Consider the following 21,567-nt stretch of genomic DNA (forward strand, 5'->3'; position numbering starts at 1 on the left):
ACGAAAACGTCAACTTGTTTACGTGAAAAATTGCGTTGCCGTCAAAACACCAGCTGCACCAGCAGCACATAGCAGACCGTGCCGCCGACGATGGAAACAAGGGTCTGGTGCTTCCATTTGTGGAGGGCGATGGTCACGGCGATGGCGAGGGCCTCCGGGATGCCGTGGCTGCCCGCAAAGGGCGTCACGCTCTTGAGGCAGTAGACGATGAGCATCCCGAAGATGGCGGCGGGCAGAACGCGGCCCAGATACCGCACCACCTCCGGCGGCTGCTGGTCCTTGGAGGAGAAAATCAGAAACGGCAGAAAGCGGGTGAGCATGGTGGCAGCGGTGCACACCGCGATCGTGATGCCCATTTGCAGTGCGGTCATTTCGGCACCTCCGTTTCGCCGTGCTTTGCTTCAATGGTCTCAATGGGCCTGCGCAGGGCCACCAGCAGCACCAGGATGCAGGCCATGGCGGGCAGCAGGAAGCTGCCTGCCCCAAAAAGCACCAGGCAGACCAGCGGAACCAGCAGCCCGATGAGGGCGCTGATGTGCTGTTTTTCTTTTTCCCACTGGTTCAGGAAGATGACCACGAACATGGCCGTCATCACGAAATCCACGCCCTCTGTGCTGAAGGGCAGGACCGAACCGACAACCGCGCCCAGCCCGGCGCTGGCCACCCAGTAGAGCTGATCCAGCAGGGTGATGAAAAACATGAACCAGCCCCGGTCCACCCCTTCCGGCGGCTCGGCCGAGCAGGTGATGGAAAAGGTCTCGTCGCTCATGGCGTAGATCATGTAAACGCTGCGCAGGCCATAGCCTTTGTAGCGCTCCAGCATGGCAAGGCCGTAGAACAGGTGCCGCGCCTGGATCATCAGGGCCATCAGAAAGGCCGACAGCGGCGCGAACGCCCCCAGCAGCAGGCTTGCCAGCACGAATTCCAGCGAGCCGCCGTAGACGACGGTGCCCATCAGCATGGGCATCCAGACCGGCAGGCCCAGAGATTGAACGTAGATGCCGTACCCCATGCCCAGCACGAGGTAACCGGCAAACACCGGCACCGTCTGGGGCGCAGCTGCCCAGAGCGCCCGCCACACCTTGCCGGAAGAATGAGGATCTGATTTGACTGGATACATTTCCACTAACCTCCTGGATTAGTAGTATAACAGAATCTCCCGGTATTGCAAGTTGTTTCGGGAAAAAGATTTTGTGCACAAAAACACCCCCGCCGAAAAAATTCCCGGCGGGGGTGTTCGTGTGTTATGGGTCACTGCTCGTTCTTCCGGGCAAGGTCCTTGGTGTAGAGGGCGCGGGTGGCGTTGAGGACGGCCAGCACCATGACGCCGACGTCGGCGAAGATGGCGGTCCACATGCTTGCCAGACCCAGAGCGCCGAGCGCCAGGCAGGCGAACTTGATGGCCAGCGCGAAGACGATGTTCTCGTAGACGATGCGGAGGGTGCGGCGGGCGATGCGCATGGCCAGCGCGATCTTGGCCGGGTCGTCGTCCATCAGGACGATGTCCGCGGCCTCAATGGCGGCGTCCGAGCCCAGCGCACCCATGGCGATGCCGAGGTCGGCGCGGGACAGGACGGGCGCGTCGTTGATGCCGTCGCCCACGAAGGCGAGGTTCTCTTTCGGGCCTTTGGCGGCGAGGAGCGTTTCGATCTGGTCCACCTTGTCGCCGGGCAGCAGACCGGCATGGTATTCGTCCAGACCCAGCTGATTGGCGACCGCTCTGGCTACAGGCTCGGCGTCGCCGGTCAGCATCACGGTCTTGCGGACGCCTGCGGACTTCAGGCTCCGGATGGCCTGCGCGCTGTGGGGCTTGACCACGTCCGCGATGAGCAGATAACCGGCGTACTGACCCTCGATGGCCACATGCACGAGGGTGCCCGGCTCGGTCACTTCAGGGGCGGTGAGGCCCAGTTTTGCCATCAGGCGGGCATTGCCGGCGGCAACGGTTTTGCCGTCCACCTTTGCTGTCACGCCGTGGCCGCCCAGCTCCTGGACATCGGTGACGCGGCTGGCGTCGATGTCCCTGCCGTAAGCGGCCTTGATGCTCAGAGAGATGGGGTGTTTGGACCAGCTCTCCGCGAGGGCGGCGGCCTCCACGAGGGCGTCTTCGGTGACACCGTGTTCGGGGTGGACGCCCACGACCTTGAAGGTGCCCTGGGTCAGGGTGCCGGTCTTATCAAAGACCACGATCCCGGTGCGGGCCAGCTCTTCCAGATAGGTGGAGCCTTTGACGAGGATGCCGCAGGCGCTGGCACCGCCGATGCCGCCGAAGAAGCTCAGCGGGATGGAGATGACCAGAGCGCAGGGGCAGGAGATGACGAGGAAGGTCAGGGCGCGGTAGACCCAGTCGCCGAAGCGGGCGGGCTGGCCCATCAGCAGCAGGACCACCGGCGGGATGAACGCCAGAGCCAGTGCGCTGTAGCAGACGGCGGGGGTGTACACGCGGGCAAAACGGGTGATGAAGTTCTCGGTGCGGGCCTTTTTCATGCTGGAATTTTCCACGAGGTCGAGGATCTTGGAGACCGTGGACTCGCCAAATTCCTTGGTGGTACGCACCTTGAGCAGGCCGGTCATGTTCACACAGCCGCTGATGACCTCGTCGCCGGTCTGCACATCGCGGGGCAGGCTCTCGCCGGTCAGGGCTGCGGTGTTCAGGGCCGAAGTGCCCTCCACGATCACGCCGTCGATGGGCACACGTTCGCCGGGCTGGACCACGATCACGGTGCCGACTTCGACATCATCGGGGTCCACCTGTTCCAGCTTGCCGTCTGCGTCCTCGATGTTGGCGTAGTCGGGGCGGATGTCCATCAGGCTGGAGATGCTCTGGCGGCTCTTGCCGACGGCCACGCTCTGGAACAGCTCGCCGATCTGGTAAAAGAGGATGACGGCGCAGCCCTCGACATAGTCGCCCAGCGCGAACGCGCCCACGGTGGCAACGGCCATCAGGAAGCACTCGTCGAACGGCTGGCGGTTCTGGATGCCCTTGAGCGCCTTGCGCAGGACATCCCAGCCCACCACGAGGTACGGGATGAGGTAGAGCACCAGCTCCACCGGGGTGGGGAATGCGGGCAGGAGCTTCAGGATCACGATCAGGATGACCGCCGCGATGATCTGATACAGCACCTTTTTCTGCTTTTTGGTCATACGAAACTCTCCTTTTGACGGATGGCTGGGGGCGGTTTCAACAGGTTTTCCCCGGAAAGGAAACTTTTCCACGTTTTCCCCCATGTTTTCCACGAGGTTTTCCCGAAGAAATCTGACTTTTTCGCGTTTGTTTTCAAACTTTTCCGCAAAAGCTGTTGAAAACCCGGTGGAAAGTGTTGAAAACTGGCTTTTCTTTCAACAGGAAATCGTCGGGGAAGGAAACGGCTCCCCCGCAGGAGGAGCCGTTCTCATCGGATGCGTTGCTCAGATATCAAAGATCTCGCAGTCGTCCTCGACCTTTTTGCAGGCGGCCAGAACGTTCACCATGGTGTCGTGGGGGTCTGCGCCCTCTGCGAACTCCACCTTCATCTTCTGGGTCATGAAGCTGACGGTCGCATTTGCCACACCGGCCACGGTGTTGGCGGCATCTTCCATCTTCTGGGCGCAGTTTGCGCAATCGACCTCGATCTTGTAGCTCTTCTTCATAATAAGTACCTGCCTTTCGGTTATTCTTCGATATGATCCATCCCCATGGAGAGGATGCTGCGCACATGGTCATCGTCCAGTGCGTAGTAAACGGTCTTTCCGTCCCGGCGGAACCGCACGAGCTTCGAGTCCTTCAGCACCCGGAGCTGGTGGCTCACCGCAGACTGGCTCAGCTGCACCGCATTCGCGAGGTCCTGCACACACAGCTCGCTGTCGTGGAGCGCATACAGGATCTTGATGCGGGAGGAGTCGCCGAACACCCGGAACAGGTCGGCCAGCTCATACAGCACTTCGTCGTCCGGCATCACAAGAGGCCCCGGCTGCGCGGCGGGCAGAGCGTCTTTGGGGTCGTTCATGGCAGTCTCTCCTTTCGCAGCACATTCATGTGAACGCTTGTTCATGTGTTCATAGTATCACGCGGAAGGAACCCTGTCAAGGCTTTTTGCAAAGATTTTGAGCAGAACCTTGAAATTGTAAAAAAATACCCCAATACGCAAGAAAACTGCGATTTCAATCTGCAAAAAGGGTGCGTTTTGAGTGCGGAAAAATGGAATGAGTATCAGGTTTTCCGAGGGGCTATAACGGAAAAAGTGTCAATGTTTTCGTCGATTTTCGGTGAAGTTTTTTGCTGCCCATGGCAGATACATCACCGCCAGTGCCGCAGCGATGGCGGGCAGGAAGCCGAGTATATAATACGGTTCACCCAGAAATCTCGTGAAGGCACAGGTGATGATGTTGGCGGTTGGGTTGTTCAGGAAATAGAAGTTCGTGTACAGAGACTTGTTGAGAAAATAGATGGGCAAGGCGGTGCCGAACAGGAAAGCCAGTACCTGCGGCACCCGGCGGGGGCTGGGGCGGTAGCCGCCCACAACGAGAAGGACCGGGTAAAGCACCAGCAGGGCGTGGATGGAGACCGAGTGCAAGTTGATGAGCGTCCACCATGAAGGCACATCCAACCAGCTTGGGCAGAGCAGGGCCAGCGCCGCGCCGGGGATGCAGAGGGCGTAAAGTTCCTCTTTGCACCAGTTCTGGTCGAACAGGGTGTTGTACAGGCAGACGAAAACGTTGATGCTGCATAGGTGGAGCGGGAGATAGCTCCAATTCCACTGGCCAGTCAGGGCCATGCCGAGCAGAAGGGCCGCTTCGTCAAGAAGCAGAAGCACCGTGACCCCCACCAAGATGCGCCGCCGCTGTTTTGGCCCGCTGTGCCTGTACCAGAGCGCAGCACTCAGGATGAAGATCAGTGAAAGCGCCAGTTCGGTGAGATGGATTCTTCCATACAGTGGGTAACACTGATAATTCACTCCGTACTCCAGCGCGGTGATATCGTAGGATTTCCAGAAGTCGTTCATAGGCGTACCCTCCCCCATTTTGCCCTATCATAACGCGTTTTGGGCTGACAGAAAAGAGGAAAATGCAGAAATCCACCAAAAACAGGTGCATCGACGCGGAAAATGTGGTATCCTATCAGGAGATCGGAAATTTACTGCCGCAAGGCGATTCTGGAAAGGAAGTTTTTTTTATGTTGACTATTGGCATCCACGGCGAGCAGAGCCAGCTCGTGACGAACGAAAACACCGCAAAGACCATGGGCAGCGGCACACTGGATGTGTTCGCAACGCCCGCACTGGTGGCACTGGCCGAAAAGACCTGCTGGATGAGCGTCGCGTCCGAGCTGGACGCGGGCTGCGGCTCGGTGGGCACAAAGCTGGAACTGGAACACACCGCCCCCACCCCCGTGGGCATGACCGTGACCTGTGAGAGCGAGCTGACCGCCGTGGAAGGCCGGAAGCTGGTGTTCAAGGTCTCGCTGCACGACGAAAAAGGCCCCGTGGGCGGCGGCGTGCATGAGCGCTTCGTCGTCAATGACGCGAAGTTCGCGGCGAAGGCGGAGAGCAAGAAGGGGTGAACCCTCTCAGTCACCTTCGGTGACAGCTCTCCCGAAGGGAGAGCCACTGGCGAGTCGGTAGTGGTCGTGCTGGACGAGCGAAGTTTTTTTCGATCGGGAACGGTCGGGCTCCGCTGTCTCGATTCACGGCTGCAATACAAATGCCGCTGCCAATGAGAGCAGGGCCCGGCACCTTGCGCCCCATCGGGCCCAAGCGAACAGCAGGGCTGGCCCGGTCTGCCAATGCCTCGCCCTTTGGGAGAGGTGGCAGTGCGTAGCACTGACGGAGAGGGTCCGTCTCGCAGCCGCTTCACGGTTTCTGAGGGGCGCCCTCCCGTGAGTGGGGACGGAGCGGTTCTTCCAGCCGCAGCGGCGGTTCATCCTCCGCCATCACCTGTTCTTCGGCCCGCTGCTGGGCCTCGTGGAGGAGGCGGGCGGCCTGTTCGCTGGCGCGGAACAGTTCAAAGTACAGCGCTTTATAATCCGGCGCGGCAAACACCCCCTTCCCTGTCTGGTTGGGGATAGTCTGCCCCGCGCTGAGGCAAAAAATCAAAAGAGGAATCAGATCTTATGAAAAAAGTCAATCTTTCGTGGGCGGGTGCCGTGCTGGTGTTCGCTCTGCTGCTGTGGTGCACGGCGGCAACACCCGGCACCATTGCCGACCCGTCTACCTACACCTGCGCCGTGTACAGCACGGCGCTCTCCCTGCTGCCGCCGGTGGTGGCCATCGTGCTGGCACTGAACACCAAGGAGGTCTACACCTCGCTGCTGGTGGGCATCGCGACGGGTGCGCTGCTCTTTGCCAACGGCAACCTGGAACTGGCCCTGAACACCCTGTTCTTCAACGAAGACGGCGGCATGGTCGCCAAGCTGTCCGACTCCAGCAACGTAGGCATTCTGGTCTTTCTGGTCATGCTGGGCATCCTGGTGGCCCTGATGAACAAGGCGGGCGGCAGCGCGGCCTTTGGCCGCTGGGCGTCCACCCACATCCACACCCGCGCGGGGGCGCAGTTCATGACCCTTGTTCTGGGTGTGCTCATCTTTGTGGACGACTACTTCAACTGCCTGACCGTAGGCTCCGTCATGCGGCCTGTGACCGACCGACAGAAGGTCTCCCGCGCAAAGCTGGCCTACCTCATCGACGCCACGGCGGCCCCGGTCTGCATCATCGCGCCGGTGTCCAGCTGGGCGGCGGCCGTCACCTCCTCGGTGCCGGAAGGTTCGGGCATCAACGGCTTTACCATGTTCCTGCGCACCATTCCGTATAACTACTACGCCCTGCTGACCATCATCATGATCCTCTTCCTCATCTTCACGGGCACCGACTACGGCCCCATGAAGCTCAACGAGGACAACGCGCTGAAGGGCGACCTCTTCACCACCGAAGACCGCCCCTACGGCGACGATGTGGACGACGGCACCGCAGCCTGCGGCCACGTCATCGACCTGATTTTGCCGGTGCTGGTGCTCATTGCGGCCTGCATCTTCGGCCTCATCTACACCGGCGGCTTCTTTGAAGGCGTGGACTTCATCACCGCCTTCTCCGACTGCAACGCCTCGGCGGGCCTGGTGCTGGGCAGCAGCATCGCGCTGCTGTTCACCTTCGTGTTCTACCGGGTGCGCGGCGTGATGACCTTTCAGGACTTCGCGGCCTGCATCCCGGAGGGCTTCAAGGCCATGGTCAGCCCCATGCTCATCCTGACGCTGGCATGGACCCTTTCCGGCATGACCAACCTGCTGGGTGCCAAGTATTACGTGGCCAACCTGCTCAACGGCTCGGCGGCTGCGCTGCAATATCTGCTGCCGACCATCATCTTTCTGGTGGCGGTGTTCCTGGCCTTTGCCACCGGCACGTCCTGGGGCACCTTCTCCATCCTCATCCCCATCGTCTGCCATGCGTTCCCGCAGGGGGAGATGCTGGTCATCTCCATTGCGGCCTGCCTGTCCGGTGCGGTGTGCGGCGACCACTGCTCCCCCATCTCGGACACCTCCATCATGGCGTCCGCCGGTGCTCATTGCAGCCATGTGAACCATGTGTCCACCCAGCTGCCCTATGCCATCACGGCGGCGGCCATCTCGGCGGTGTGCTATGTCGTCACCGGCCTGAGCCAGATGTTCCTGGGCACCAGCGCCAGCCTGCTCACCTCGCTGGTGCTGCTGGCCGTGGCCATCGTGCTGGAGCTGGTGGTGCTGAACGTCATCCGGCTGCGAACGGCCAAAGCAGACTGACCCAACCGGCGTTTTTGGCCCTGTCAAGGGGGCAAAAATCGTCATTCGCGCAGTTTTCAGGGCGTTTCACGCAGCTTTGCTTTCCTTCCGGCTGTTTTTCTGGTATGATGGACCCAGAAACGAACGACCGTGCGGCCTTTGGCAGAAGAGGAGGACGACCCCAATGAAAAAACGCATTCTCAGCCTGATCCTGGCACTGAGCATGGTGCTCTCCGTGCTCCCCCTGGGGGCTTTTGCAGAAGGCTCCAACCAAGACCTCGTCATGGAGGGCGGCTTCCCGAAGGATTCCAACGGCGGCACTGCCGACTGCGATGGCAACGGCTGGAGTTACGATAAAAACACCAAGACACTGACTCTGAAGGGTATGAGTAGGGAATTTGATTTCAGTTTCACCCATCCCCAAAACACCAGTGCAGGAACGAAGCCCGCTCCGGCTGTGCAGTGCGCGATTGAGATTCAATCGGGTGCGGAAATTACCGACGGCACCTTCAGTACAACAGTGAATAACTACACCGGCGGAAAGATCTCTGGCGGCACGTTCCAGAGCAAGGGCATGGTGATAAACAACGGCACCATCACCGGCGGCATATTCAATGGGGACGCAAACCTGAACGGGGTAACAGGTGACTACAACATCACCTGGGATGCGGCCTACTTCGGTGCCAAGATCACGGAAGTCAACGGTGTGTCTGCGGATTGGAAGCCCTACGTCGTCGTGACCAGCAATGCCACGACGAATGAAGTGACCATCACTGCCGACACCGAGATTTTCAGCCTGAACGGCAAGCCCATCGGCACGGACTACAACAGCAGCTACCCCAAACCAAACGACAGGACGACCGTGAAATTCACCATGCCGGACAAGAATGTGGTGCTGAACGAGGAGATCAACTACGGCGACTTCGTCATGAAGGACGGCTACCCGGAGGCTTCCAACGGCGGCAAAACCCCCTGCTGGGGCGACGGCTGGGAGTACGACAGTAGCGGCATACTGATTCTGAAGTATGGAACGTATGATTTCAGTTCCACCCATCCCCAAAACATCAGTGCAGGAACGCAGTTCGCTCCGGCTGTGCAGTGCGCGATTTACATTCAACCGAGTGCAGAAATTACCGGCGGCACCTTCAGTGCAACAGTGAAAAACCACATCGGCGGAACGATCTTTAGCGGCACCTTCGATGGAATAGTGGAAAACAAAGGCACCATCACCGGCGGCATTTTCGCGGCGGGCCTGTCTAAGAACTCCGGCAACGTGACTGGCGGCGTGTTCAACGGCAATACGGCGCTGACCGATGCCCGCCACGTCACCGTAACGGATGGCAGTCTGCTCAAAGTGAACGGCGAAGACCCGCGGAACGTGGATGAAACGACGGGAGCCGTGACGACCGGCACGGCATGGGACCTCTACTCCTATGCGGGCACCACCGTGACCATCACTGCCGATACCGAGATTTTCAGCCTGAACGGCCAGCCCATCGGCGCGGGCAACTGCAACAGCAGCTACGGCAGCGACAAGAAGACCGTGACCTTCACCATGCCGGACGATGACGTGGTGCTGAACAAAGCGATCACCAGCACAGACCTCGTCATGGAGAATGGCTGGCCGAAGGATTCCAACGGCGGCACCATCCCCTGCAAGGGCGACGGCTGGGAGTACATCCCCAATGACCCGACCAATGGCGACATGCTGCTTCTGACGGGCAGCAACCAGACCGGCGGGCTGTTCGATTTCAGCACCATCGGAGATGGTTCGGCGGTGGAGTGCAACGTCTTTGTGGGCAAGCCGACGGCCATCACGGGCGGCGAGTTCAACGGCAAAGTGTTCAACAACAGCGGCATTCTGGGCGGCACCTTCCACGGTGAGGTCGACAATAGGGCACCGGGCCGCATCGTGAATGGCACCTTCTACGGCGCTGTCGAGAACAACGGCATGATCGAAAACGGCACGTTCAACGATGCTGTCAAGAACAACTGCACCATCAACGACGGTACCTTCCACGTCAAAGTCGAAAATAACAGCGTCATCAACAGCGGCACCTTCAACAGCTCGGTCGACAACACGACCATGGGCCGCATCGAGAATGGTACGTTCAACGATGCAGTCGAGAATAATGGCACCATCGAGAACGGCACCTTCCACGGTGCAGTCGAGAACAACGGCACCATCAACGGCGGCGTATTCAACGGTGCTGTGACCGGCAGCGGCACAGTCAGCGAGAGCATCACCGGCAGCGGTACGCTGAACGGCGAGCCCATCACCAAGACGGAACCTGAACCGGAGCCGGAACCCACCACCTACACCGTGACCGTCATCGGCGGCACGATCGACGGCAAGACGTCCGTTTCCGCCAAGGAGAACGACACCCTGACCGTGGTGCTGGACCAGAGCGACATTCCGGACGGCATGACGTTTGACCTGTGGAGCATTTCGTCGAGCAAGCTCAGCGGCGATATCAACGTCGATTACCGGGCCGAGGCCATGACCTTCCAGATGCCTGCCGAAGATGTGACCATCCGGGCGCAGTACCGCTCGGCGGAGATCATCGAGGACGCAGCGCCCTCTCCGCTGGCAACGGCGGCGACCATCGCGGTGGGCGGCGCAGCCGCAGGCATCGTGGTGTGGCAGGGCGTGAGCCTGGGCGTAGACCTCTACCTCGCCAATGCGCTGCCCCAGGGTGTGCCGGTGCCGACCGACCGCCGTGCGCTGGCGCTACTCCTGTGGGAGACCGCAGGCAAACCGGAGGTGGCTCTGCCCACCCTTTACGGCGATATCCCCACCGAAGAGATCGAGCTGCAAAAGGCCACCCGCTGGGCGGTCCAGAACGGCCTGATGGACGCGGCCGACAAGAAGGATGCGTCCTTCTTTGACCCGGACCATTATGTCACCAAGATGGACGTCTTCGGCGCATGGCTCCGGCTCAAAAAGCTCCTCGGCACCACCTGAACATCCCCGACGCAGTGAGCGTCCCCCTTAATGCAAAGGACCTCCCGGCCTGCATGGGCTGGGGGGCCCTTTGTTTCAAAACGGAAAAATTCCGTTGCTTCTGGGAAAAAACATGGTATACTAAAGGAAATTGAGCAATCGGAAGGAGCCGTACCATGCTGGAAAAAGCATTCAACGACGTTTACACAAAATTCAAGCTGCACTTCTATCAGAACGTGTTTCAGCGCTTTGCCACCCGCGAGGCGACCCTGACCACGGTGGAGTCCTTCTGCATGGAGGGCATCATGGCCATGGGCGAGCCAACCATTGCGGAGTTCTCGCGGATGATGAAGATCTCTACCCCCAACGCAGCGTATAAGATCGGCAGCCTGATGCGCAAGGGCTACGTGGAAAAGATCCAGTCCGCCAAGGACCGGCGCGAGTACCACCTGCGCCCCACCCAGAAGTATTTCGAGTATTACAACATCAGCTATTCCTACCTGCACACCGTGGTCGAGCGTGTGCGGGAGCGCTTCCCCGCCGAGGACGTGGACAAAATGGAACAGATGCTCACCATCATCAGCGAGGAGCTGATGCCGGAGCTGGATCTGAAATCAAAGACGGAGGACGAATAAGCACCGTTTCACCCCGTTGGAGTAAAACGGCCGGGGCAATTGCAATCCGTGCGCCGGAATGATACAATAGGAGCCAGCGAGAACCGCCGCCGGACGTTTTTCCGGCAAGTGCAAGAAAGAAGGCTTTTATCATGAGCATGAATACAGTCCCTGAGCGTCTGGCTGCGCTGCGCGCCGCCATGGACGCCAATGGCGTGGACCTCTACCTCATCCCGGTGGGCGACCCGCACTCCAGCGAGTATCTGCCCGACCACTACACCTCCCTGACCTATTTCTCCGGCTTCCACGGCGAGAACTCGAACTTCGTCGTGACCAGAGACAAGAGCGCCCTGTGGGCCGACGGCCGCTATTTTGTGCAGGCCGAAAAGGAGATCGCGGGCACCGAGATCGAGCTGGAACGGATGGGCGAGCCGGGTGTGCCGACCGTGGAGCAGTACTGCGCCGATGCCCTGCCGGAAGGCGGTGTGCTGGGCCTGTGCGGCCTGACCGCTTCCTGCCAGCTGGTGCGCAGCGTACAGAAAGCGCTGGACGCCAAGCACGGCACCATCAAGACCCTGAATCTGGAAGATGAGCTGTGGACCGAGGGCCGCCCTGCCCTGCCGGAGACCCCGGCCTGGCTCCTGAGCAAGGAGTATGCGGGCTTTGCCCCCGCCGAGAAGCTGGAGCAGCTGCGGGCCAAGCTCAAAGAGCTGGGCTGCACGGCCCAGTTGGTGGGCAAGCTGGACAACCTGGCCTGGCTGCTGAATCTCCGCGCGATGGACATCCAGTGCACTCCCTACGCCATGGCCTACTGCTATGTGACCGGGGACCGTGCCGTCCTCTTCATCAACACCCGTCGTCTGGGCGCGGAGGCCGCTGCCGAGCTGAAGGAGAACGGCGTCGAGATCGCCGAATATGACGACGTCCTCACCTTCCTGGCTGCAGAGACCGAGGCCCAGACCGTTCTGGCCGACCCGGCTTCCGTCAACTATGCGGTCTATGAGACCCTGCGCAACAACCCGGTCCTGACCGTCAAGGATGAGGCCGACCCCCTGCTGCCGATGAAGGGCGTCAAGAACGAGACCGAGCTGAACCACAACCGTGAGACCCATCTGCGCGATGCCGTGGCCATGGTGCGGTTCCAGAAGGAGCTGGAAGAGCGTCTGGCCGCAGGCGAAGAGCTGACGGAGCTGACCGTGGATGAGATCCTCCACAAGTACCGCTCGGCACAGGACAAGTTCATCGTGGAGAGCTTCGGCACCATTGCAGCCTACGGCGGCAACGCGGCCATGATGCACTACCATGCCACCGAGGAAGACCACGCCAAGCTCGAAAAGAAGGGCTTTTTGCTGGTGGACAGCGGCGCGACCTACATGGACGGCACCACCGACATCACCCGCACCTACCCGCTGGGCGAGCTGACCGAGGACGAAAAGCGGTTCTACACCTGGACGCTGCAGTGCCATATCGACATTGCCAAGGCCGTCTGGCTGAACTACTGCGACGGCCACATGCTGGATACCATCGCCCGTGAGCCGCTGTGGCAGCACCTCATCAATTACCGCTGCGGCACCGGCCACAGCGTCAGCTTCGTGGGCAACGTCCATGAAGGCCCCCACGCTCTGAACGGCCGCAACACCACCGTGTTCCAGCCGGGCATGATCGTCACCGACGAGCCGGGCGTCTACGAGAGCGGCGTCGTCGGCATCCGCATCGAGAACGAGCTGGAGTGCTACCACAAGGCCGACAACCAGTACGGCACCTTCCTGGCCTTCCGCCCGCTGACCTTTGTGCCCATCGCCACCTCGCCTGTGGTGCCCGGCATCCTGACCAAGGACGAGATCGAGTGGCTGAACGCCTACCACCGCGAGGTCTTCACCAAGCTCGCTCCCCGCCTGACCGAGGAGGAGCGCGACTGGCTGGCCAAGAAGTGCGCCGCCATCGGAGCGTAAATAAGGATAAAAAGACCCTCTCAGTCTCGCTGGCGCTCGCCAGCTCCCCCGATGGGGGAGCTTTGATGCAGGTTCAACTCGACATCAAAACCTCGCCCTTTGATAGACTCCCCCGGCCGGGGGAGGTGGCACGTTAGTGCCAGAAGGGGACAAGGTGGCATTGCACAGCAATGACGGAGAGGGTTCTTTGTTATTCCTGTTCCGGTTTGTGCTCTTTCCAGTAGGCTTTTGCCTCATCGATGGCCTTTTTGAACGGGCCGGAGGGGTAGGTGCTCTCGGCGATGTCCACCAGGAATTTATACAGCTGGGGGCGCACCTCCTCATACATGCCCAGGCGGGTGTAGAGGTCTTTGTAATAGCGGAACACCTGCAGCTTGTTCTGCACCACGGTGGATACGTGGACCTGGGTGTGGCAGATGCTCTGCGGGTTCTGGACGTAGTAATAACCGGCCTTGCCGATGGAAACGAAGGTCTCGGCGTACTGGATATACCGCAGGTTGAAGACGAGGTCTTCGGCCCAGTGCATCTCGCTGACGAACTGGATGTCGTTTCGGGTCAGGAGGTCGCGGCGGTAGAGCTTGTTCCAGAGCACACTGTAAAAATAGGAGGCGGGCTTGTCCATCAGGCGGAGGGCGAAGGTGTCCTTGTCATAAACGCCTGCGGGCAGAAAGCCGTACTCCCGCATCTCCGGGGGCCGGGCGACGCTCATGACGCCCAGCTCGTCCTGGATCTTATCGAGCACCTGTTCGGGCTTGGAAGCGCCCGCCGGGATGACCATTTTGTAGGGTGCGATGACGAGGTCGGCGGTGTGCTCCTCGGCCGCGGCCACGAGAGCGGCCGTGAAGTCCGGGTCGAGATAGTCGTCGCTGTCCACAAACTGCACATACTTGCCGCCGGCCAGCTTCAGGCCCAGGTTGCGGGTGTCCGCTACGCCGGAGTTTTCCTTGTCCACCAGCACGATACGGGGGTCTTTGGCGCGGAACTCTTCGCAGACGGGCAGGCTCTGGTCCTTAGAACCGTCGTTCAGGATGATGATCTCGATGTTGGAATAGGTCTGTGCGCAGATGCTGCCTACGCAGCGGGCCAGATGGTTCTGGGCGTTGTACACGGGCAGGATGATGCTGACAAGGGGCTGATTCATGGCGGCGTCTCCTTTTCTGATTTTATAGTAACTATACTCCCGTGCGGCGTAAAATGCAAGCGCCCGGAAGGCCGGGCAGGAGGAAGAAGTTAAAAAAATGATCTTTCACATTGCGGTCTGCAGCCCGGATGCGGTGCTGCGGGGGCGGGTGCAGCGGCACTGCCTTGAATATTATGCCCGCCGGGCCGACGCCTGCATCGTGGAACAGCTGGAGGACGCGGGGGCACTGCTCCGCAAAGAGGACGCGGGCAGCCGGTTTGAGCTGTATCTCATCGAGCTGACAGCGGCAAACCCGGCGGCAGGTCTGCAGGCGGCGGCGCAGCTGCGGCAGCGCGGGGTGCGGGCACCGCTGGCCTTTCTGGCCCACACGCCCGCCTACGCCTACGAGGCGTTCCGGGTGGATGCGATGCAGTATTTGCAGATCCCCTTCCGGCCCGAACAGCTCACCGCCCTGCTGGACCGCGCCACCGAGCCGGAGTATGGCCCCGTCATCCCGGTGACGACGGCGACCGGCCTGCGGGCGCTCCCCTTTGTGGACATCGAGTATCTGGAATGCACCCACCATGTGGTGCATTTCCACCTTGCCAGCGGCGAGGATGTGGCCTCGCTCTCGCTGCGGGTGCCCTTCTCCGAAGTGGCAAAGCCGCTGCTGGCCGACCGGCGCTTTTTGCAGCCCCACCGCTCCTATGTGGTCAACCTGGCGGCGGCATCGCAGCTGTCCGTAGGGGAGCTGTGGATGCGCAGCGGTGCCCGCGTCCCCATCCCCCGCGGCCGCGAAGCCGCCGTGAGGGCAGCTTTCCGGAAGTTTTTGGAACGGTAAGAGCTGAAAAATACAATAACTCGATTGATTTCAGGCGGATGCCGTGGTAAACTAAAAGCAGAAACCACAAAGAAGGAACGCATATGGCAAAATTTATACCATTCATCCTCAGGGCGGACAGCGGTCAGAAGATCGGCGTGAAGATCGCACGGATGAAATGTGCGGATGCAGCGCAGACCGAAGAAGAGCCTCTGTGGCAGACAAGCTGGATGTCGGAGTATATGCAGGACGATGCTTTTGAAAAGTATGCGTTGAAAACGAGAGACGGAGAGCTTGTGGCACTGGCCGCATATGAGATCCTGAAACAGGATGTGATGGTGCACATCACCTATATCGAAAGCCAACCGGAGAGCAACCCGACCATTGTGGGACACTCGAAAAAATATCAGGGAATCGGGCGTGTCCTGATCGCCTACGGAATCAAGCTGTCGATCGACCATGAGTGTGGCGGAACGGTCACGTTTGAAGCAAAAGTCCCGGAATTGGCAGAACATTATGTTCGGGATTATGGAGCCTGCCCGCTGCCAAGTTTTGGCGGAGCACCGCGCTATGAGCTTTCGGGCGAAGCAGCGATGAATGTATTCGTGACCTATTTGAAATGAGGTGTTGACCTATGACGGCTGAAGCGTATTTTCGGCGGGACCCGGAGCGGGACGCATTCTATCGGACCTTTTACGAAGTCTGCCGCCGATTCAATGTGACATGGTCAGCGGCTTCTCCGGAGGTGCGGGCATTTATCGAGGAAGCGACCAGAGTAATGTATGAGCAGGAAAAGGCAAAACGCGACGGGGCGTCTCCCGGCACGGTAAGACCCTTTTTTGGAGATGCTGCGTGTTGAAGTCTTGAGAACAAAGTGAAAGAAAAGGCCATCCCGTTCTGATGCAGAAGGGGATGGCCTTTTTGCGGCTTGGAAGATTATAAAGCAGCTCATTTCAACTCCGCCCACCGGGTCAGGAACTGGTCGCTGACGCGGCGGAGGGCGGGTTCATCGGCGGCGCTGGCGGCGTCGGCGATGCCGATGACGTAAAACCCTGCGTCGTGGGCGGTGCGGGCCGCGTAGAGGGAATCCTCGCAGACGGCGCAGCGGTGCGGGTCGGTGCCGCCGAGGCGCTGTAAGGCCGCGAAAAAGACGTCCGGGCGGCTCTTGTGCAGGGGCCCCTGGGCTTCGATGTAGAACTCGAAGCAGTCGTCCACGCCCAGGCGGGTGAGCACCGTTTTGCACTGGTCGCTCCAGGTGTTGGAGCAGATGCACATCCGGGCACCCTCAGCCTTGAGGCGGGCCAGCAGCTCCCGCACACCGGGTTTTAGCTCCACGGTCTCGTACAGCTCGGCGATGACCGAGCGCATCATGCCGAAATAGTCTTCCGGCCGCAGGGGCAGCGCGTATTCGCGGATGAGGTACTGCGCCCCGTCCGCCATGCCCATGCTCAGGAGCGTGGAGCGCAGGTCGGCCCTTGGGGTGCGGCCGTAGCGGCGCAGCAACGCCAGCGGGGCGTTCTCCCACACCGCAGTCATGCTGTCGGTCAGGGTGCCGTCCATATCAAAGATCCATTGGTTGCAGTTCATGCAGTCCTCCTCACAGTCATAATTTACTAAATTATACCACGCTTTTTGTTCCAAAAACAGGGAGAAATTTTCCAGAAAATATGGTATACTTTTTGCAGGTTTGAATCGGACAACAAGGAGGCGTATTGGATGGCGCAGAACGATACCCCCAGAAAGGCACTGGTGCTTGCCGGCGGCGGGGCCCGCGGCAGCTATCAGGTGGGCGTCTGGCGTGCCCTGACCGAACTCGGCTGGAACCCGCAGATCATCACCGGCACCAGTGTGGGCAGCCTGAACGGCGCGATGTTCGCGCTGGACCTGTACGAAACCGCACGGGATATGTGGACCAGCATCCGCAGCCAGGACGTGATGGAGCTGCCGGAGGAGACACGGAACCTGACTGAGCTGCACCAGTTCCTGCGGGACGTGGTGCGCGCGGGCGGCATGGATGTCACCCCGCTGGAAGAGATCGTGGAGCGGGTGCTGGACGAGGACGCGCTGCGCGCCTCGCCCATCCGGTTCGGGCTCGTCACGGTGGAAAAGCGGGGCCTGAAGCCCCGTGAGCTGCCGCTGGAAGAGATCCCGAAAGGCAAGGTGAAAGATTACCTGCTGGCTTCGGCTGCCTGCTTCCCGGCGCTGCGGGCCAAACAGATCGACGGGGTGCAGTTTCTGGACGGCGGCTACCGCGACAACATGCCCACGGCGCTGGCCCAGAAAATGGGGGCCGAGGAGCTGGTCTGTGTCGATCTGGAAGGGGTGGGCATCACCCTGCCCAACCGCACCGGCCTGCCCACCACCATGGTGCGCAGCTATTGGGAGCTGGGCGATATCCTCCACTTTGACCCGGACACGGCCAGACGGAACATCGAGCTGGGCTATTACGACACCCTGCGGGCCTTCGGGCGGCTGCGCGGCTGTGCCTATGCGGTGGCGAAGAACGAGCAGACCGCACAGGACGCGGCCGCATTCCGGCAGCGGTTCGACGCTGTGCAGAAGGCGGTGAAGGCAAAGTACCCGGTGACGCTGACGGCAGACCTGGCGCTCAAGCTGGCCAACATGCAGGACGCCGAGCTGGCCCCGCTGGAAGCGGCCGCTGAGGACGTGGGCGTGGACCCCACCCGGTATTACACCGTGGAGACGCTGGCAAAGGCGTTTCTGGAGACCTGTGACCGCACCCGCATCGAGGGATTTGAACCGCTGTTCGAGGGCAGCGGAAACGCGGCGCAGGCCGCATGGGCAGCGCTGCTGCCCAATACATTCCTGCAGGCGCTGGTCTTCCGCACACTGACCACGCCTGCCCCGACGGAGGTGACGGAGGAATGAAAGTCTATCAGGGATATGCCGCCTCGTCCGGCCTGGTGCTGGGGCAGGTGAGCCGTGTGGAGCGCAGGACCGAGAGTTTCGGCACAGGGCCGTTCAACCCGGACCGGGAACAACGGCTGCTGGACCGGGCCGTCAAGACGGCACAGGCCGAGCTGGACTCGATGGCTGAGCGCAGCGGCCCCACCGAACAGGCCATCTTCCTGTTCCAGAGTATGATGCTGGAGGACGAGGGCTTCATGAACGAAGTCCGGTTCCAGATCAAGGCGGGCGTCGGCGCAGCCGAAGCCGTAGACCGGGCCGGCCGCCGCTATGCCGACCAGCTGGCCCAGATGGAAGACAACGCCTATATGCAGCTGCGCAGCGTGGACATCCTTGATGCCGCCCGCCGCGTGGTGAACATCCTGACCAACCGCCCCCGCGTCTGGCTGGCGCTGGACCACCCCGTCATCCTGGCGGCAGAGGTGCTCATGCCGAGCGACCTGTTCAGTGTGCCCGCCGGAATGATCCTGGGCATCATCACGGCAGAAGGCAACAAGCAGAGCCATGCGGCCATCATTGCGCGGGCCATGCACATCCCCGGCATCGTGCAGGTGGGCAGCGATTTTTTGAACGACTGCGACGGCCGCACGGCCATCCTGGACGCCGACAACGGCGAGTGCATCCTCGACCCGGATGCCGTCACCCGCCAGCAGGCGATGTCCCGCATCTGCGAGAAGCAGTGGGAGAACGAGGAGATGAACCGCGTCTGCGCCTTGCCGTGCCGGACGAAGGACGGCCAGCCCTTTGAGCTGCTGGCCAACTGCTTCGGGCAGGAGGACATCGAAACGGCGCGGCAGTCCGGCGCGTCCGGCGTGGGTCTGCTGCGCAGCGGTTACATGATGCTGCCGGGCCGCCCGGTGGACGAGCAGGAGCAGTATGTGTTCTATCACTCCTGCCTGGCGGCGGCAAAGGGCGGGGTGGTCACGGTGCGTACCTTTGATTTTGGTGCAGACCGCACCATGGCCGACGCCCATCAGGGGCCGGAGTCCTCCAAGCTGGGCCTGCGGGGCATCCGCAGCAGCCTGCGCCGCCCCCATCAGTTCGAGACCCAGATCTGTGCCCTGTTCCGTGCGGCGGCAGACGGCCCGCTGCGGGTGATGTTCCCGATGGTGACCAATCTGGAAGACTGGGACGAAGCCATGAAGCTGGTGGAGCACTGCCGCCAGCACCTGCGGGAGCGGGGGGAGCGCTTCAATGAGAAGATGCCCTTCGGCGTCATGCTCAGTGTACCGTCGGCCTGCCTGACGGCGGAAGAATTCGTGGCCCACGGGTGTGAGTTCTTCGTCATTGAGACGAACGACCTCATCCAGTACACCCATGCCGTGGACCGCGACCTCTCCATCGCCGAGCGCTACTACCGCCCGGCCAGCCACGCGATGAAAAAGCTCATCGCCATGGTCGTGGAGGCGGCGGACGCAGGCCAGATCCCCGTGACCATCTGCGGTCTGGCCGTCGGCAACCCGGCCAACACCGTGCAGTACCTGAAACTCGGCCTGCGCAGCTTCTCCGTGAGCCCGCAGAGCCTCATCAGCGTGAAGCGCGCGCTGCTGGAGGCGGACAGCCGGGATTGACAAAAATCTGATCCGTGTTCCATTGTACTTGCGGTGCCCTTTCGGCATACAAAACACCCCATGTGTTAGACAGGATACTGTCTAACACATGGGGTGAAGTTCGCCCTGCGGCGGAAAGCTCTTTTTCAGATCGTGATTCAGCCCTCGATGAGCTCGACGGTCTTCATCCGGACCGGGGTCTTGGGCTTGTCGTTCCAGTCGGTGGCGACTGCAGCGATCTTGTCCACCACGTCCATACCGGCCACGACCTTGCCGAATGCGGCATACTGGCCGTCCAGATGGGGGGCATCCTGGTGCATGATGAAGAACTGGCTGCCGGCGCTGTTCGGGCTCATGCTGCGGGCCATGCTGATGACGCCGCGGGTGTGCTTGATCGGGTTGTTGACGCCATTGGCAGCAAACTCACCCTTGATGCTCCAGCCGGGGCCGCCGGTGCCGTTGCCCAGCGGGCAACCGCCCTGGATCATAAAGCCGGGGATGACGCGGTGGAAGGTCAGGCCGTTGTAAAAGCCCTGACCGACCAGCTTCTTGAAATTCTCACAGGTGAGAGGGGCGGCTTCCTCATTCAGCTCAATGTCGATGACGCCGCCGTCTTCCATAGTAATGCGAACCATACTGTTCCAATGCTCCTTTATCTTGGCCCCTCAGCGGGGCATTTGCGGCAGAAGTTCTGCCAGAATCCTCTTATAGTATACCATACCTTTTGGCTTGTGCAACGGCACAGTTGCAACGTTTTTGTAAATTTGGGGGCGATTTTCATGATCTGAAACGTACCGAGAATCGCCCTGCCCGGCGCCTAGGTACCGGCAAGGGGCGGCCGCCTGCGTTTTGGACACAGCGCCTTCAATACCGCCGTTCGGCGGTATTGCTATTTTCAATGATAAAATGTATCAAAATTGACCTGCCGATAGAACCGCTGCTGGAGCTGGTCGAAGCTCTCGCAGTTCTGGGCCAGCAGCCACATCACCTTTGTGACGACGGCCTCAATGGTCATGTCGTGGGCTTCCAGGAAGCGGAACCGGTTCCGGACCCGCTTGCCGACCTCGTAAATGCCCACATCGCTGCCCTCGTAGGTGACCTGTGTGGTTAAGATCAGGATCTTGCGGGTCTTGTCGTAATCGCCCAGATTCTCTGCAAAAGCGTCCATGAGCCGCTGCGGGATGCCGCCCACGCCGAAACTTTCCACAATGACGCAGTCGTATTGTTGAAAAATGGCCGGGATGAGCTCCGGGCCAAGGCCGGGCGTCAGCTTGAGCAGAAAGACCTTCGGGTTCAGTGCCCGGCCAAACTCCACCGGGCCGGTGGGCCAGGGCGAGGGGATATACCGCACCAGCCGGTCGCCCTGCACCAGCGCCAGCGCCGGGAAGTTGACCGACGCAAAGGCATCGTAGCTGATGGTCTTGTTCTTCTTGGCGCGGGTGCCCGCGATGACATGCCCGCCGAACACCACCATCACGCCCCGGCTGCCGGGTTCCAGCGCGCAGATGACGCTGTCGCGCAGGTTTTTCTTCGCATCGGTGATCTCGTTGGAGATGGGCTGCTGGGCACCGGTGAGGATGATCGGCTTGTCCGCATTCTGGATGAGGTAGGACAGCGCCGCCGCCGAATAGGCCAGCGTATCGGTGCCGTGGCAGATGATGAAGCCATCGTAGAGCGCATAATTCTCCTGCACGGCCCGCGCCATCAGCAGCCAGTGTTCGGGGCCAAGGTCTGTGCTGTCGATGCTGCACAGCGCCAGCGTCTCCGGGCAGCACAGCTCGTTCAGTTCCGGCAGGTGGGCCAGCAGTTCCTCGCTGGTCAGAACGGGCCGCAGCCCCTGTGCGGTGCGCACACTGGCGATGGTGCCGCCGGTGGTGATAAAAAGCAAACGCTGCTTGGACATGTTCGGTGCC

At 60.8% G+C, this 21,567-nt stretch carries 20 protein-coding genes; 9 read left to right on the forward strand and 11 right to left on the reverse strand.

Annotated elements, in window-relative coordinates; translation table 11 throughout:
- Positions 1-41: 41 nt before the first annotated feature.
- From J3350_RS11280 to J3350_RS11305, 6 genes are all read right to left on the reverse strand, one after another.
- Positions 42-371 carry a branched-chain amino acid transporter permease gene (locus J3350_RS11280; protein ID WP_207686686.1) on the reverse strand — a complete coding sequence of 110 codons (330 nt, stop codon included), beginning with the start codon at positions 369-371 and terminating at the stop codon, positions 42-44.
- Entirely contained in the window at positions 368-1,120 is a 753-nt protein-coding gene (locus tag J3350_RS11285; RefSeq protein ID WP_207686687.1) for an AzlC family ABC transporter permease, read from the reverse strand. Before J3350_RS11285 ends, J3350_RS11280 begins: the two co-directional genes overlap by 4 nt.
- A 131-nt stretch (positions 1,121-1,251) precedes the next feature.
- Positions 1,252-3,144 (reverse strand): heavy metal translocating P-type ATPase, encoded by a 1,893-nt coding sequence (locus J3350_RS11290; protein ID WP_207686688.1) that lies wholly within the window; start codon positions 3,142-3,144, stop codon positions 1,252-1,254.
- A gap of 264 nt (positions 3,145-3,408) precedes the next feature.
- Positions 3,409-3,630, reverse strand: a complete 222-nt coding sequence (locus J3350_RS11295) for a cation transporter (RefSeq protein WP_097791758.1) — start codon at positions 3,628-3,630, stop codon at positions 3,409-3,411.
- 20 nt (positions 3,631-3,650) lie between these two features.
- Positions 3,651-3,986: a helix-turn-helix transcriptional regulator gene (locus J3350_RS11300; RefSeq protein ID WP_097791759.1), complete on the reverse strand. Its 336-nt coding sequence runs from the start codon at positions 3,984-3,986 to the stop codon at positions 3,651-3,653.
- A gap of 237 nt (positions 3,987-4,223) precedes the next feature.
- Complete coding sequence (locus J3350_RS11305) at positions 4,224-4,982, reverse strand: YwaF family protein (RefSeq protein ID WP_207686689.1); 759 nt, start codon at positions 4,980-4,982, stop codon at positions 4,224-4,226.
- Positions 4,983-5,152: 170 nt separating this feature from the next.
- Between J3350_RS11305 and J3350_RS11310 the strand changes: the two genes are divergently transcribed.
- On the forward strand, positions 5,153-5,539 hold the full coding sequence (locus J3350_RS11310) for a thioesterase family protein (RefSeq protein ID WP_207686690.1): 387 nt from the start codon (positions 5,153-5,155) through the stop codon (positions 5,537-5,539).
- A gap of 289 nt (positions 5,540-5,828) precedes the next feature.
- Here the strand turns inward: J3350_RS11310 and J3350_RS11315 are convergent, their stop codons facing one another.
- The gene (locus J3350_RS11315; RefSeq protein WP_207686714.1) at positions 5,829-6,071 is read right to left on the reverse strand and encodes a hypothetical protein; all 243 of its coding nucleotides are present in this window, start codon (positions 6,069-6,071) and stop codon (positions 5,829-5,831) included.
- A gap of 17 nt (positions 6,072-6,088) precedes the next feature.
- Here J3350_RS11315 and J3350_RS11320 point away from each other — a divergent pair, with 17 nt between their 5' ends.
- The 4 genes from J3350_RS11320 (at position 6,089) to J3350_RS11335 (ending at position 13,236) form a co-directional block, all read left to right on the forward strand.
- Positions 6,089-7,747: a Na+/H+ antiporter NhaC family protein gene (locus tag J3350_RS11320; protein WP_207686691.1), complete on the forward strand. Its 1,659-nt coding sequence runs from the start codon at positions 6,089-6,091 to the stop codon at positions 7,745-7,747.
- A gap of 163 nt (positions 7,748-7,910) precedes the next feature.
- Positions 7,911-10,691, forward strand: a complete 2,781-nt coding sequence (locus J3350_RS11325; RefSeq protein ID WP_207686692.1) for a hypothetical protein — start codon at positions 7,911-7,913, stop codon at positions 10,689-10,691.
- Between the two features lie 155 nt (positions 10,692-10,846).
- Entirely contained in the window at positions 10,847-11,305 is a 459-nt protein-coding gene (locus tag J3350_RS11330; protein ID WP_207686693.1) for a MarR family winged helix-turn-helix transcriptional regulator, read from the forward strand.
- Between the two features lie 131 nt (positions 11,306-11,436).
- Positions 11,437-13,236, forward strand: a complete 1,800-nt coding sequence (locus tag J3350_RS11335; protein ID WP_207686694.1) for an aminopeptidase P family N-terminal domain-containing protein — start codon at positions 11,437-11,439, stop codon at positions 13,234-13,236.
- Between the two features lie 190 nt (positions 13,237-13,426).
- Here the strand turns inward: J3350_RS11335 and J3350_RS11340 are convergent, their stop codons facing one another.
- Complete coding sequence (locus tag J3350_RS11340; RefSeq protein ID WP_097791766.1) at positions 13,427-14,377, reverse strand: glycosyltransferase; 951 nt, start codon at positions 14,375-14,377, stop codon at positions 13,427-13,429.
- 97 nt (positions 14,378-14,474) lie between these two features.
- On the opposite strand from J3350_RS11340, the gene J3350_RS11345 reads away from it, so the two are divergent.
- Both J3350_RS11345 and J3350_RS11350 read left to right on the forward strand, forming a co-directional pair.
- On the forward strand, positions 14,475-15,197 hold the full coding sequence (locus tag J3350_RS11345) for a LytTR family DNA-binding domain-containing protein (protein ID WP_207686695.1): 723 nt from the start codon (positions 14,475-14,477) through the stop codon (positions 15,195-15,197).
- 83 nt (positions 15,198-15,280) lie between these two features.
- Positions 15,281-15,799 (forward strand): hypothetical protein, encoded by a 519-nt coding sequence (locus J3350_RS11350; RefSeq protein ID WP_207686696.1) that lies wholly within the window; start codon positions 15,281-15,283, stop codon positions 15,797-15,799.
- Positions 15,800-16,124: 325 nt separating this feature from the next.
- Here the strand turns inward: J3350_RS11350 and J3350_RS11355 are convergent, their stop codons facing one another.
- Complete coding sequence (locus tag J3350_RS11355; protein ID WP_207686697.1) at positions 16,125-16,763, reverse strand: HAD family phosphatase; 639 nt, start codon at positions 16,761-16,763, stop codon at positions 16,125-16,127.
- Positions 16,764-16,892: 129 nt separating this feature from the next.
- On the opposite strand from J3350_RS11355, the gene J3350_RS11360 reads away from it, so the two are divergent.
- A complete protein-coding gene (locus J3350_RS11360) occupies positions 16,893-18,065 on the forward strand; it encodes a patatin-like phospholipase family protein (RefSeq protein WP_207686698.1) in 1,173 nt (390 codons plus the stop codon).
- Entirely contained in the window at positions 18,062-19,675 is a 1,614-nt protein-coding gene (locus J3350_RS11365; RefSeq protein WP_097791770.1) for a phosphoenolpyruvate--protein phosphotransferase, read from the forward strand. The genes J3350_RS11360 and J3350_RS11365 overlap by 4 nt, the downstream gene beginning before the upstream one ends.
- 137 nt (positions 19,676-19,812) lie before the next feature.
- Here J3350_RS11365 and J3350_RS11370 read toward each other — a convergent pair whose 3' ends face one another.
- Positions 19,813-20,289, reverse strand: a complete 477-nt coding sequence (locus J3350_RS11370) for a peptidylprolyl isomerase (protein WP_097791771.1) — start codon at positions 20,287-20,289, stop codon at positions 19,813-19,815.
- Positions 20,290-20,549: 260 nt separating this feature from the next.
- Entirely contained in the window at positions 20,550-21,557 is a 1,008-nt protein-coding gene (locus J3350_RS11375) for an asparaginase (RefSeq protein WP_207686699.1), read from the reverse strand.
- Positions 21,558-21,567 lie beyond the last annotated feature (10 nt).

Origin of the sequence: Faecalibacterium sp. Marseille-Q3530 (assembly GCF_017377625.1) — a bacterium.
Lineage (GTDB): Bacteria > Bacillota > Clostridia > Oscillospirales > Ruminococcaceae > Faecalibacterium > Faecalibacterium prausnitzii_E.

Excerpts from the sequence above, each read along its gene's own strand:
- J3350_RS11280 (WP_207686686.1), bottom strand. The coding sequence starts at position 371 with ATGACCGCACTGCAAATGGGCATCACGATCGCGGTGTGCACCGCTGCC.
- J3350_RS11285 (WP_207686687.1), bottom strand. The coding sequence starts at position 1,120 with ATGTATCCAGTCAAATCAGATCCTCATTCTTCCGGCAAGGTGTGGCGG.
- J3350_RS11290 (WP_207686688.1), bottom strand. The coding sequence starts at position 3,144 with ATGACCAAAAAGCAGAAAAAGGTGCTGTATCAGATCATCGCGGCGGTC.
- J3350_RS11295 (WP_097791758.1), bottom strand. The coding sequence starts at position 3,630 with ATGAAGAAGAGCTACAAGATCGAGGTCGATTGCGCAAACTGCGCCCAG.
- J3350_RS11300 (WP_097791759.1), bottom strand. The coding sequence starts at position 3,986 with ATGAACGACCCCAAAGACGCTCTGCCCGCCGCGCAGCCGGGGCCTCTT.
- J3350_RS11305 (WP_207686689.1), bottom strand. The coding sequence starts at position 4,982 with ATGAACGACTTCTGGAAATCCTACGATATCACCGCGCTGGAGTACGGA.
- J3350_RS11310 (WP_207686690.1), top strand. The coding sequence starts at position 5,153 with ATGTTGACTATTGGCATCCACGGCGAGCAGAGCCAGCTCGTGACGAAC.
- J3350_RS11320 (WP_207686691.1), top strand. The coding sequence starts at position 6,089 with ATGAAAAAAGTCAATCTTTCGTGGGCGGGTGCCGTGCTGGTGTTCGCT.
- J3350_RS11325 (WP_207686692.1), top strand. The coding sequence starts at position 7,911 with ATGAAAAAACGCATTCTCAGCCTGATCCTGGCACTGAGCATGGTGCTC.
- J3350_RS11330 (WP_207686693.1), top strand. The coding sequence starts at position 10,847 with ATGCTGGAAAAAGCATTCAACGACGTTTACACAAAATTCAAGCTGCAC.
- J3350_RS11335 (WP_207686694.1), top strand. The coding sequence starts at position 11,437 with ATGAGCATGAATACAGTCCCTGAGCGTCTGGCTGCGCTGCGCGCCGCC.
- J3350_RS11340 (WP_097791766.1), bottom strand. The coding sequence starts at position 14,377 with ATGAATCAGCCCCTTGTCAGCATCATCCTGCCCGTGTACAACGCCCAG.
- J3350_RS11345 (WP_207686695.1), top strand. The coding sequence starts at position 14,475 with ATGATCTTTCACATTGCGGTCTGCAGCCCGGATGCGGTGCTGCGGGGG.
- J3350_RS11350 (WP_207686696.1), top strand. The coding sequence starts at position 15,281 with ATGGCAAAATTTATACCATTCATCCTCAGGGCGGACAGCGGTCAGAAG.
- J3350_RS11355 (WP_207686697.1), bottom strand. The coding sequence starts at position 16,763 with ATGAACTGCAACCAATGGATCTTTGATATGGACGGCACCCTGACCGAC.
- J3350_RS11360 (WP_207686698.1), top strand. The coding sequence starts at position 16,893 with ATGGCGCAGAACGATACCCCCAGAAAGGCACTGGTGCTTGCCGGCGGC.
- J3350_RS11365 (WP_097791770.1), top strand. The coding sequence starts at position 18,062 with ATGAAAGTCTATCAGGGATATGCCGCCTCGTCCGGCCTGGTGCTGGGG.
- J3350_RS11370 (WP_097791771.1), bottom strand. The coding sequence starts at position 20,289 with ATGGTTCGCATTACTATGGAAGACGGCGGCGTCATCGACATTGAGCTG.
- J3350_RS11375 (WP_207686699.1), bottom strand. The coding sequence starts at position 21,557 with ATGTCCAAGCAGCGTTTGCTTTTTATCACCACCGGCGGCACCATCGCC.